This window comes from Pseudarthrobacter raffinosi (assembly GCF_023913835.1).
Taxonomy (GTDB): domain Bacteria; phylum Actinomycetota; class Actinomycetes; order Actinomycetales; family Micrococcaceae; genus Arthrobacter; species Arthrobacter raffinosi.
The window spans coordinates 44,476-56,235 of record NZ_JAMXBG010000007.1; the positions used below are offsets into that span (position 1 = coordinate 44,476).

Here is an 11,760-nt window from a genome sequence, read left to right on the forward strand (position 1 = left end):
AATGAAGCACTATGTACGAAACGCCCCCCGGCGAGCCAGCCGCCCCGCCCCGACGTCCGGCTCCCTGGCGGCGGCGGCCGCTGGCATTGAGGGCCCGGCCGCGGCAGGTGGAATCGTTCCGCGAGCACCTGCGGCTCGGGCGCAAGGGGCTGGCAATCGGCATCGATATCGGCGGCACCAAAGTCGCCGCCGGCGTGGTGGACGCCGACGGAAGGATCCTGAGCGAGGCCCGGCGGTCCACACCCGGCAGCGACCCGCGTGCGGTAGAGCAGGTCATCGTAGAGCTCGTGGACGAACTCGGTGCCGGCCACAGGGTCTGGTCTGTAGGCATCGGTGCGGCCGGCTGGATGGATCTGGACGGCGGAACCGTGCTTTTCAGTCCGCACCTCGCCTGGCGCAACGAGCCGTTGCGCGCAAACCTGCAGCGCCTGCTGCGCCGGCCTGTGCTGCTGACGAACGACGCCGACGCCGCGGCCTGGGCGGAATGGCGCTTTGGTGCAGGGCAGGGCGAGGACCGGCTGGTATGCATCACCCTCGGTACCGGCATCGGCGGTGCCATGGTGATGGACGGGCGGGTGGAGCGCGGCCGGTTTGGTGTAGCCGGCGAATTCGGCCACCAGATCATCATGCCCGGCGGGCAGCGTTGCGAGTGCGGTAACCGGGGCTGCTGGGAGCAGTACGCCTCGGGCAACGCCCTCGGCCGGGAAGCGAGGATTCTGGCGCGGGCCAATTCGCCGGTTGCCCAGGAACTGCTGGCCACCGTCGGCGGTGACGCCGAGCAGATCACCGGGGCCATTGTCACTGATCTGGCACTCGCCGGTGACGCGGCCTGCCGCGAACTCCTGGATGAAGTGGGCGAGTGGCTGGGCCTGGGATTGGCGAACCTGGCGGCAGCATTGGATCCGGGACTGTTTGTGATCGGCGGGGGACTCTGCTCGGCAGGGGACCTGCTGGTGGAGCCCGCGCGCAAGGCGTTCGCCCGGAACCTAACGGGCCGTGGCTTCCGTCCGGCAGCCGGCATCGCGCTGGCAGCGCTCGGACCAAACGCGGGGCTCATCGGGGCGGCCGATCTGTCCCGCGTCAGTAGCCGCATGCGGTGAGGGACGCACCTTAGACGCGGGCGCCGTCGTCGTTCTCGTCCTTTTCCTGGGGCAGCTTCATGATCAGGTAAACCACGGCAAGGATGAACACTGCCACCATGCCCACGATCGCCAGCAGCGGCGCTGACCGCCAGAACATCACGGCCAGGAGCAAGGCAATGGGCGCACCAATTGCGCCGAGCCAGGCAAGCATGGTCAGGGGATCCGTGCCTGCAAGGCTTGGCGGTTCTTCGGGAACGAAGTCCCCGGCGTCGTCCTCCGCAGCGTAGTCACGCGGGCCGAAGGCGGCAGGGCCGCCCTGGCTGTCACCGCCGGTCCGCTCGCCGGCCTCGACCTGCCCGCCGGCACCGGCGCCCGGCGTCGCCGCCTGCCGTTCGGCTGCGGACAGTTCGGTGGGGGCTGTTCCGGCCAGACCCAGCGGATCAAAGTCGCGGAATGTCGCGGACCTGCCGGACCCGGCCACGGCCTCCGGGCCAGCCGGACCAGGAGTTTCAGGGACAATGCCCGTGGCGTCAGGGCCCGAGGAGGCGTCCGCTGTGCCGGTAGGGTTGGCAGGTTTCTCTTCGAGCCGGGCCACCAGGTCCAGCCACACAGCATCGTCCTGGTTTGCGCTCTGGTCCGGCGATCCGGAGTCGGGCCTATTCATGGGCAGTGCCCTCCTGGACCTGGGCTGCTGCCGTGCCGGCAACCACCGCGCGGATGAAGTCGGCGGAGCCCTGGAAGATGTCCTCGGCGTCGTTATCCAGTGTTGCCACGTGGTAGCTGTTCTCCAGAGTGGTCAGTGTCAGTGGAGCGTTGGTCAGGCCGCGGCGCAGGGCTGCCACACTCGTGTCAGAGACAACGTGGTCCACGGTGGACCGGAAGACCCGTACGGGTGCGGTGATGCGGGGGAGCAGCCGGATGGTGTCCTTGAACATCTTGTTCAGCTCGTGGGCCGCGGCTACGGGCGTTCGCGGGTAGGCGCCCTCGTCCATCCCGGGCTTGAGGATGTCGTTGGCAATGGCCGGGGTGCTCTTCAGGACCAGTTTCAGGATGCCCGCCAGTGGAGCGCGTGGATCATCAATCACCAGTCCGGGGTTCACCACGATCACCCCCGCCACGGGCCGGGTGGCGGCAATTCTCAGGGCCAGGGTACCGCCCATGCTCAGCCCGGCGACGAAGACGTGGTCGCAGTGGGAGTCCAGCTCCAGGTAGGCGTCGTCCAGGGCGTCGTGCCATTGCGGCCAGCGCGTGCGGGCAAGGTCCTGCCAACGGCTGCCGTGCCCGGGCAGCAGCGGCATGCGTACCGCGAAGCCGGCGTCGGCAAGCGACTGGGCCCACGCGCGCAGCCCGTGCGGACTGCCCGTGAATCCGTGTGAGAGGACCACCCCGATCCGGGCTCCTTCGCCGTTGAAGGTGCTGCTGAAAGGGCTGTGGTCCGGTACGCCGGTCATGTAGTCTCCGAGGTGGTGTGAGGTGTGGCCGCGGTTCGGGCTGACGGTGCAGTGCTGGGTGCATGGGCAAGGAAGAAGGCGCTGGAACGGGCAAAAATCTCGGGCGCATCAACATCCAGGGTGGCCACGTGACCGCTGTTGTGCAGGTCCACTACCTCCACCAGCCGTGGGCCCAAACGCTGCCGCAACATCAGTAGTGAGGTGGCCGGCACCACGACGTCCGACTGGGACTTGAATACCTGCACCGGGGCGGTGACCTGGTGCAGCCCGCGGGTGGCTGTGCCGAAAAGCTTCTTGAGCTCGTGCACGGCTGCCAACGGAGTCCGTGAGTAGTCGCCGTCATTGGTGACGTCCGCCGTCGGCTGTTCCTCCTGAATGGGCAGTGTGGTGCGCTGGAAGTACTTGAGAACTCCGATGACCCGCACGCGGCGGTCGTAGAAGCTGAGGCCGGGATTCACCAAAGAGACGCCAGCCACGGGATGCCTGGCGGCAGTCAGCAGCGCAATGGCGCCGCCCATCGAGAGGCCGGCCACAAAACACTGCTCTGTCTGAGCGCTCAGCTGCAGGTACGCCGATTCGAAAGTCCCGTACCAGTCACGCCAGTTCGAGCGGGCGAGCTGCCGCCAATCCGAACCATGGCCGGGCAGGAGCGGCACCGACACGGCGAATCCTTGGGCGGCGAGGTTCTCTGCCCAGGGCAGGACGCTGAGCGGGCTGCCGGTAAAGCCATGGCAGATGGCAATCCCGGTAGTGGCATTGGGTCCGTGGCCGGGGTAGCTGAAAGCGGCAGGCCGGGGCGCGATGCTGCTTTCTGTCATAACACCATCGTGTCATTGTTCTCGACAAATCTCACTAGAGTAGGGTTGCACTGGAGTGCCCGCCCGGCCCGACGAAGGGCCGGCCGGCCGGCTTCCGGAGAGGTTCGTCACGTGTTCTATTGGGTCATGAAGAGGATCTTCCTGGGGCCGGTGCTGCGGCTTCTTTTCCGCCCCTGGGTCAAGGGCCTGGACAATGTTCCGGCGCAGGGCGCGGCAATTATCGCCTCAAACCACCTGTCTTTCTCCGACTCCATCTTTATGCCCCTGATGGTCCGCAGGCCGGTTGTTTTCCTGGCCAAGTCCGAGTACTTCACCGGCACCGGCATCAAAGGAAGGCTGACGGCCATGTTCTTCAGGCTCACCAACCAGCTGCCCATGGACAGGTCCGGGGGCGCGGCATCGGCTGTTTCGCTCAACGCCGGCATGGATGTCCTGACAAGCGGGGGACTGCTGGGCATCTACCCTGAAGGGACCCGCAGCCCCGACGCTCGCCTCTACCGGGGCAAAGTGGGCGTCGCCAGGCTGGCCCTGCAGGCTGGTGTGCCCGTGATTCCCGTGGCCATGATTGGCACGGACAAGGTTCAGCCCATCGGCAAGCGGATGCCGAACATCCGGCGCATCGGCATGATTTTCGGTGCGCCGTTGGATTTCAGCCAGTACGCAGACCAGGCGGAGGACCGGCTGGTCCAGCGCAAGGTCACCGACGAAATCATGTTCGAGCTGATGCGGCTCTCCGGCCAGGAGTACGTGGACGAGTACGCTGCCGTGGTGAAGCTCCGCCTTACGGGCGCAGCAGCCACCGAGGCTGGGGACGCCACCGCGAAACGCGCCGACCCTGACGGCGGGGCTGAGGGCACTGATGCCGAGGGTAAGGACCCGGCAGGCTGACTGTGACGCCGCTCTCTGTACGCGTGACGGTCAGGTGTCCTGAAGCCAGCCGCGCACATTAGTCTTAGATAGTGACTGAGCTATCTGCAAAACCTGCCTTTTCGCTGTCCAGCACCGCCCAGAGCGGAGCAGCCAATTATCCTGGCCTCGATGATTGGCGTGACCTTCCCGTTTCCCAGCAGCCCAGCTGGCAGGACAAGGACGTTTTCGACGCGTCTGTCGGGGAGCTTTCCGTGCTCCCGCCGCTGGTATTCGCCGGCGAAGTGGACGTTCTCCGGGAACGGCTGGCGGCTGCGGCGGAGGGCAAAGCCTTCCTGCTGCAAGGTGGCGACTGTGCTGAGACCTTTGAAGCGGCAACAGCGGATAAAATCAGCGCCCGGGTCAAGACCATCCTCCAGATGGCAGTGGTGCTCACCTATGGCGCAGCGATGCCAGTCATCAAGATGGGCCGGATGGCCGGCCAGTTCGCCAAGCCCCGCTCTTCCAACGACGAGACCCGCGACGGCGTGACCCTCCCGGCGTACCGCGGCGACATCGTCAACGGCTACGAGTTCACCCCCGAGTCCCGTGGCCATGACGCCGCCCGGATGCTCAAGGCCTACCACACGTCCGCCTCCACCCTGAACCTCATCAGGGCCTTCACGCAGGGCGGCTTCGCGGACCTGCGCTCCGTGCACCAGTGGAACAAGGGTTTCACCGAGAACCCGGCGCACGCCCGTTACGAATCCCTGGCCCGTGACATCGACCGCGCCATCAAGTTCATGGCGTCCTGCGGGGCTGATTTCGAAGCACTCAAGCGGGTGGAATTCTTCGCCAGCCACGAGGCCCTGCTGCTGGACTACGAGCGCGCACTGACCCGCATTGATTCGCGGACCGGTTTCCCGTATGACACGTCGGCGCATTTCCTGTGGATCGGGGAGCGTACGCGCGAGCTTGACCACGCGCACGTTGACTTCCTCTCACGCGTCCGGAACCCCATTGGCGTGAAGCTGGGCCCGTCGACAACCGGCGACGACGCCCTCCGCCTCATCGACAAGCTGGACCCCGAGCGGGAGCCGGGCAGGCTGACGTTCATCACGCGTATGGGCGCGGGCAATATCCGCGAGAAGCTTCCCGCCATTGTGGAGAAGGTGACCGCCTCCGGCGCCAAGGTTCTCTGGGTCACCGATCCGATGCACGGCAACACCGTCACCTCGCCCAACGGCTACAAGACCCGGAACTTCGACGACGTCATTGACGAAGTACGCGGGTTCTTCGAAGTCCACCATGCTTTGGGCACGGTTCCCGGTGGCCTCCACGTGGAGATGACCGGCGACGACGTCGCCGAATGCCTGGGCGGTGCCGATCCGGTGGACCAGGAAGCGTTCCTCGACAAGTACGAGTCGGTCTGCGATCCGCGCCTGAACCACATGCAGTCCCTGGAAATGGCGTTCCTGGTGGCCGGAGCACTGGCCAAGCACTGACCGCTCGACGCGGAGTCGGACTTCCGCGGTGGTGTGGCCGGCAGTCCGCCGGCTACACCACTGTCAGGGTAACTACGGAGCCTTCAGGCACCCTCTTCTTCACCGGGTCCTGATCCCGTACCGTGCCGAAGAAGCCGCCGAGGATATTGTTCACCCGTACCTCGAAGCCCAGCGCACGCAGCGCGTCTTCGGCTTCCTTGGCTTGTTTCCCGATGAAACTGGGGACTTCAACGAGCTTGGGTCCGTCTGAAATGGTCAGCGTCACCGTGCCGCCCTTGGTCAGGGTGCCGGTCGCAGGCGACTGCGCGGCAACCGACCCCTTGGGCACGTGCCTGTCGTTGACTTTGTCCTTCGCGACATCGGCCTTGAGCCCGGCCGACTCGATGGTTTCGACGGCGGCGTCCTCCTCCAGCCCGACGACTGACGGAACGGGGATCGGCTGCGGACCCTTGGAGACGGACAGGGCTACCGGAGTGCCATGGCGCGCTGGGGTTCCTGCGGCGGGATCCTGGGCCAACACAACGCCGGCGGCAACGGCGTCATCAAATTTTTCACTAACTGTACCTAGCGCCATTTCGGCCTGGTTCAGTGCATTTTTCGCATCGTCAAGTGTTCCGCCGGTCAGTTTCGGGAGTTCGAACAGTTGCGGCCCCTTGGAAACAAACAGGGACACGAGCTGGAACTTCCTGGTCTCTGTGCCGGCAGTCGGGTCGGAGCCCACAACGAGGCCGGACGGAACGTCGTCGTCAAAGACATCGTTGGTACGCGACTGGAACCCCGCCTCGCTCAGCAGTTGCTGGGCCTGGGCCACTGACTTGTTGGCGACCGCCGGAATGGTGCCCGGCGACCCGGGGCCCATGCCGAAGAACCAGCCGGCTCCTGTGGCAAGCAACGCGATGATGACCAGGACCACCACCCAGAGGGCGCCGCGGCGCCGCGGGTTCCCCTCCCGCAGACTCCGGACCGGGGTCGCCGCAGCCCTGGACCTTGCCTTCTCGTCCTCCCTGTCGAGCTTGCGGCGGGCGCGTTTGCTGAGGGGGATCGCTGCCGGGACGGCGTCTTGAGCATCTGGCCTGTAGTGCGCTTCCGGCCGGAACTGTTCGCCTGGCCGGTAGTCGGCGTCGGGCGGATACAGGGCATGCGGAGCGTGCGGAGCGTGCGGAGCGTGCGGTGGGTGCTGTGGCTGCGGCCGGGAGAAGGACGACATCACGGCGGTGGGGTTGTTGGTGCGGGCGATGATCTCGGTCTGGTTCTGCTGGCCTTCTTGGGTCGCGGCAGGCGGCCTGAGGTCCAGTTCGGCATCCGTGAGGTTGGTCCGGATGTGGCGGAGTTCCTGCAGCAGGGCGTTGCCGTCCACCGGGCGGTTCTCGGGATCGTTTGCGGTGCACCACTGGACGAGTTCATCCACCTCTGCGGCGAGGCCAGGCACTAAGGCCGACGGCGGACCGACCGTTTCATTCACGTGCTTGTACGCAACCTGGATGGGGACCTCGCCGTCGTACGGCTGCTGGCCGGTCAGCATCTCATAGAGCATGATGCCCACCGAATAGATATCACTCCGGGTGTCAGCCTGCTTTCCCAGCACAAGCTCGGGGGAGAGATAACCCACCGTACCGATCAGCGTCCCGGTACTCGTTGACGTCGTTACTGCCCGGGCCAGTCCAAAGTCGCCGATCTTGATCCGGCCGTCGTCCGCGATCAGGACGTTCTCCGGTTTCACATCCCGGTGGATCAGCCCCGCGGCATGGGCCGCGCCGAGTCCCTGCACTACCGGATCAATCAGGGCAAGGGCCAGGCGGGGAGGCAGCGCACCTTTGGATCTGATGACGTCCCGGAGGGTGTGACCCTTGATGTGTTCCATGACCAGATAAGCCGTCTGGCCGTCGTTACCCTGGTCCAGGACTCCCACCACATGGGCGTGGGACAGCTTCGCGGCGGCTTTCGCCTCGCGGCCCAGCCGGTCCAGAAACGTCTCGTCGGTGGCGAGGTGGGGATGAAGGACCTTCAGGGCAACATCGCGTTCCAGCCGAAGGTCCGTTGCCAGATATACAGTGGACATGCCGCCGCGCGCGAGTTTGGAGCGGACGGCGTAGCGGTTGTCCACCAGCGTTCCAACGAGACGGTCTGACACTTGTTCCTGCACCCTACGATCCTAATCCCGCATGGAAAAGGGTCCGAACCGACGTGCGGTCCGGACCCTTATCGTTACCCCGTTGGGCCGGCTTCAGCAAGCCCGGGGAACCATGGCCCGGTGGCTCTTTAGCCGAAGTTCTTCTGGTGCGCCTTGATGGCAGCTACGTAGGCTTTGGTGTCGTCGTACATGCCGTATTTGCTGACAGAGTACTGGCCCTGGTAGTACCCCGCAATTGCTGTGTCGAGGTCCTTGCTGGTGGCGATAAGCCGCTTGATGATCGCCACGCCGGCCGTCGCGTTGTCGTAGGGGTCCAGCAGGTTCAGCTTCCGCCCTACGAGGTCTGAGGCCCACTGCCCGGAGGACGGGATGACCTGCATGGTGCCGATCGCGTTGGCAGGTGACACCGCACGCTGGTTAAAGCCGGACTCCTGGTGCGCGAAGGCGAGGGCCAGGGTGGGGTCCACTCCCATCTGGCGTGCTGTGTCGGCCACAATTGCGCGCATCTCGGCCCGGGACGGTACGGGAGAGGCGTTCAGCAAGGCCTTGTTCTCATTGGCGGAGCTCACAACGGCAGCGGGGTAGGTGAAACCCAGGAAGGAGCTCGGCACCAGCGGGGCGGCGGGTGCCGCCGGGGTGGAGGAAGCGGGTTGAAGGGAGGCGCCGGGAATGACCAGCTTGTTGCCGGGGTAGATGACAGTGGTCATGCTCAGCTGGTTGGCCGCGAGAATGTCCGAGAGCTTGACGCCGTGCCGGGAGGCGATCGCTGACAGGGTGTCCCCGGCCTTGATCGTGTATGAACTGCCGGGAGCGGGCGCAGCAGGAGCTGGTGCGGGAGCCGGCGCAGCAGGAGCGGGAGCGGGCGCTGCGGGAGCGGAAGTAGGCTGCACGGCCGAAGCCGGTGCAGCCGGGGCTGCGGGAGCACCTGCGCCGACTTTGATCTTCTGGCCGGGGTAGATGATGGAGCGCATGTTCAGGCCGTTCCAGCTGAAAACGTCCGACAGGCTGACCTTGTGCCGGGCCGCGATGGCGCCGAGCGTATCGCCGGACTTTACGGTGTAGCTGCCTCCGGCATTGGCCGGAGCGGCCGCGGCAGGGGCCGCAGGAGCCGGGGCGGGGGCGGAACCCGTGCCAGACAGCTTGATCTTCTGGCCGGGGTAGATGATTGTGTTCGGCTGGAGGTTGTTGAGCTTAAGGACCTCGTACGTTTCCAGCCCGAATTTGCCGGCGATTCCGCTGATGGTGTCGCCCCGGGCAATGGTGTATTCCGCGGGAGCCGCCGGCTGCATGGGCTGGAAGGCAGCCGGAATAGTCGTGGAAACCGAGGCCGCCGGGATCAGGGCAGCCTTAGGTTCGGCTGCCTGGGCCTTCATCGCGGCGGCAAGGGTTGCCGGGATAGCACGGGCAGGGGCCTCTGCGGCAGCAGGCTGGGCGAGGGCCAACGACGACAGGACAACCGCAGGAAGCGCTGCTGTGGTGACAGCAATCATGGGCAGGCTCTGCCTGGAGGGCTGCTTTGGCGAGCGGGACGTCGTCATGGAAAGAATCCTCTTCTTCAACTGCCGGGGGCGGGAGATGCGATGTGACTATTGATACTAGTGTTACTTAAGTTATTGATGTTTCAAATGTGATCTATGTGAATCTCTCACGAAAGTTCGCCTAGCACAAGAATTCCGCCCCACGCAGAATAAAGAGTTTTATGGAGTGTCGCGTGATTCGCGGCAGTGGCGGCCAATCCCGACTAGGCGGCAGGGCTCCGGCCGTGGCAACCTTGAACCGTGAGTAACGTAGAAAGCCTTGTGGGCGAGTGGCTGCCCCTGCCGGATGTCGCGCAGTTGTTGGACGTTTCGATTACGAGAGTCCATGGCCTTATTGATGAACGGGCTTTGGCGGCCCTGCGGGTCGGGGAGCGCCGGATACGTTCAGTTCCGGCCGCGTTTATCCTGGACGGCCAGGTTGTCGACAGCCTCAAAGGGACCATTGTGGTCCTGGCGGACGCCGGCTATTCCGACGAGGATCTCATCGTCTGGTTGTTTACCCCCGACGAGTCGCTCCGCGGCCGGCCGATTGATGCATTGCGGGAAGGCCGCAAGACGGAAATCAGGCGCCGGGCCCAGACCCTGGCCTGGTAAGCAGCACAAAGGGCCCGGACGACGCCGGGCCCGCGGACGTGCCCAAGACGGGCGCCAGCGTCAGGATGCGCGGCTGACCGTCGCTTCCGCCAGCTTCCGCAGGGCAGTCTTGGGCAGTTCTTCCAGCGGCAGCTGTTCCAGTGCGTCATACGCCGCGGCGCCAAATTCGTTGATCAGCACTTCAGTGGCCTGAAGGGCCCCCGACTCTTCGATGATCCGGCGGATCTCGGCCACATCGGCGTCACCCAGGTCAGGGCTGCCCAGCTTCGCATCGATAAACGCCGATTCTGCGGTTGATGCCTGGCCCAGCGCGAGGGCAATGAGTACGGTCCGTTTGCCTTCGCGGAGATCGTCACCTGCCGGCTTGCCCGTGGTGACAGGGTCCCCAAAGACGCCCAGGACGTCGTCGCGCAGTTGGAACGCCTCGCCCAGCGGCAACGCGAAGGCCGAGTAGCCCCGGAGCAACTCGTCCGGAGCGTCCGCCAAGGCGCCGCCAAGCGCCAGCGGGTGCTCAGTGGAATATTTGGCGGACTTGAACCTGATGATGGACTGTGCCCGTGTCACTGCTCCGGCCCGGTCCCGGACAGGACCGGCCACTTCCTCCAGGATGTCAAGATACTGCCCCGCCATCACCTCGGCACGCATGAGGTTGAAGATCAGCCGTGCCCTGCTGCCGGCAGCCGCCTGTGCGCCGATGTCCGTGAAGGCCTCCTCGCTGAACGAGAGGCAAAGATCCCCGGTGAGGATCGCGGCTGCCTGCCCAAACCGCTCGCTGTCCAGGGCCCAGCCCTGCGCGTGGTGCAGCTGGCTGAAGCGGCGATGCACGCTGGGGCCGCCCCGCCGCGTGTCCGAGCGGTCAATGATGTCGTCATGGATCAGGGCAGCTGCCTGGAAGAGCTCCAGGGCCGATCCCGCCGTCACGATTTCCTGGGCCGCCGGCTCGCCGCCCGCGCCGCGCCATCCCCAGTAGCACATCAGCGCACGGAGCCTTTTGCCGCCGGTCACCAGGTTGGAAATGGAACCCATAATGGGATCGATATCGGGTGATATGGCGGCCATCAGGGATTGCCGCGTGGTGAGGAAGTCTGTCAGCTCACCGGCAACGGCGGCGACGAATGCAGTCTGCTCAATCCTTAGCTGCTCTGAAACGCTCACTTGGCTGACTCAGCAGCCACGTTGGCGCCGATGGTGAACGTGGAAACACCGGCCGCTTCGACGGCGGCGATGTTGACCGTCTCGGAGTCGTTCCGGACGAAGTCCTTGGAAGCAACGGCGCCCACTGCGTCGCCGGGGACGGCTTTGAATCCCTGCGCCTCCAGGTGCTTTGTGTAGAAATCCACGACGGCGGCAGTCGGGGCATTGATGCTTGCCACGAGTGCCGCGGTGGCGGGCGTTGAGGTCTTGTCAAAGCTGCTCGAAATCACCGTGGCGCCGGGCATCAGGGGAAGCAGCGTTTCCGGGAACCCTGCGACGATTGTCCCAACAGTGGCGGAAGTTCCCGGCGACGCCGTCGGACTGGCGGAGGCGGTGATGCTGGCGCCGTCCGACGCTGGTGAGGAGGTAACTGGGGAGGATGATGTCACTCCGGGCTCCGCGGGGCTGCAGGCAGCGAGGGCCAGTATTGCGCCCGCGGCCAGTGCCGCTAATCCTGTTGGCTTAAGACTTCTCATGACGGTCACAGGGACTGTCCTCCTGGTGTTGATGCCGGATTCAGCCTCCAGTTTAGTCAGTACCAACCGATACAATTGCCGGTGTGGGGCCTGAGCGGAACAACCAGTACACCGAAGCGGGTCTT

At 65.3% G+C, this 11,760-nt stretch carries 11 protein-coding genes; 4 read left to right on the top strand and 7 right to left on the bottom strand.

The annotated features are described in order from the left end of the window. Window positions 1-11 precede the first annotated feature (11 nt). Window positions 12-1,100 carry an ROK family glucokinase gene (locus NG697_RS08730; protein WP_252600722.1) on the top strand — a complete coding sequence of 363 codons (1,089 nt, stop codon included), beginning with the start codon at window positions 12-14 and terminating at the stop codon, window positions 1,098-1,100. 10 nt (window positions 1,101-1,110) lie between these two features. On the opposite strand, the gene NG697_RS08735 is transcribed toward NG697_RS08730, so the two are convergent. The 3 genes from NG697_RS08735 to NG697_RS08745 are packed head-to-tail and all read right to left on the bottom strand — an operon-like array spanning window position 1,111 to window position 3,351. Then, window positions 1,111-1,746: a hypothetical protein gene (locus NG697_RS08735; protein WP_252614025.1), complete on the bottom strand. Its 636-nt coding sequence runs from the start codon at window positions 1,744-1,746 to the stop codon at window positions 1,111-1,113. Continuing rightward, the gene (locus NG697_RS08740; protein ID WP_252600724.1) at window positions 1,739-2,533 is read right to left on the bottom strand and encodes an alpha/beta hydrolase; all 795 of its coding nucleotides are present in this window, start codon (window positions 2,531-2,533) and stop codon (window positions 1,739-1,741) included. Before NG697_RS08740 ends, NG697_RS08735 begins: the two co-directional genes overlap by 8 nt. Beyond that, on the bottom strand, window positions 2,530-3,351 hold the full coding sequence (locus tag NG697_RS08745) for an alpha/beta hydrolase (protein WP_252614026.1): 822 nt from the start codon (window positions 3,349-3,351) through the stop codon (window positions 2,530-2,532). The genes NG697_RS08740 and NG697_RS08745 overlap by 4 nt, the downstream gene beginning before the upstream one ends. A gap of 111 nt (window positions 3,352-3,462) precedes the next feature. Here NG697_RS08745 and NG697_RS08750 point away from each other — a divergent pair, with 111 nt between their 5' ends. Together NG697_RS08750 and NG697_RS08755 are read left to right on the top strand one after the other, a co-directional pair. Continuing rightward, complete coding sequence (locus NG697_RS08750; protein ID WP_252600726.1) at window positions 3,463-4,239, top strand: lysophospholipid acyltransferase family protein; 777 nt, start codon at window positions 3,463-3,465, stop codon at window positions 4,237-4,239. A gap of 71 nt (window positions 4,240-4,310) precedes the next feature. After that, window positions 4,311-5,702 carry a class II 3-deoxy-7-phosphoheptulonate synthase gene (locus NG697_RS08755; RefSeq protein WP_181037301.1) on the top strand — a complete coding sequence of 464 codons (1,392 nt, stop codon included), beginning with the start codon at window positions 4,311-4,313 and terminating at the stop codon, window positions 5,700-5,702. 52 nt (window positions 5,703-5,754) lie between these two features. Here the strand turns inward: NG697_RS08755 and pknB are convergent, their stop codons facing one another. Together pknB and NG697_RS08765 are read right to left on the bottom strand one after the other, a co-directional pair. Further along, entirely contained in the window at window positions 5,755-7,845 is a 2,091-nt protein-coding gene (gene pknB, locus NG697_RS08760; RefSeq protein ID WP_252614027.1) for a Stk1 family PASTA domain-containing Ser/Thr kinase, read from the bottom strand. A 116-nt stretch (window positions 7,846-7,961) separates the two neighbouring features. Beyond that, complete coding sequence (locus NG697_RS08765) at window positions 7,962-9,371, bottom strand: lytic transglycosylase domain-containing protein (RefSeq protein WP_252614028.1); 1,410 nt, start codon at window positions 9,369-9,371, stop codon at window positions 7,962-7,964. A gap of 240 nt (window positions 9,372-9,611) precedes the next feature. Here NG697_RS08765 and NG697_RS08770 point away from each other — a divergent pair, with 240 nt between their 5' ends. Continuing rightward, window positions 9,612-9,965 (top strand): Rv2175c family DNA-binding protein, encoded by a 354-nt coding sequence (locus NG697_RS08770; RefSeq protein ID WP_058929391.1) that lies wholly within the window; start codon window positions 9,612-9,614, stop codon window positions 9,963-9,965. Between the two features lie 60 nt (window positions 9,966-10,025). Here the strand turns inward: NG697_RS08770 and NG697_RS08775 are convergent, their stop codons facing one another. Next, window positions 10,026-11,120, bottom strand: a complete 1,095-nt coding sequence (locus tag NG697_RS08775; RefSeq protein WP_252600729.1) for a polyprenyl synthetase family protein — start codon at window positions 11,118-11,120, stop codon at window positions 10,026-10,028. Then, the gene (locus tag NG697_RS08780; RefSeq protein ID WP_252600730.1) at window positions 11,117-11,644 is read right to left on the bottom strand and encodes a hypothetical protein; all 528 of its coding nucleotides are present in this window, start codon (window positions 11,642-11,644) and stop codon (window positions 11,117-11,119) included. The genes NG697_RS08775 and NG697_RS08780 overlap by 4 nt, the downstream gene beginning before the upstream one ends. Between the last annotated feature and the right edge of the window lie 116 nt (window positions 11,645-11,760).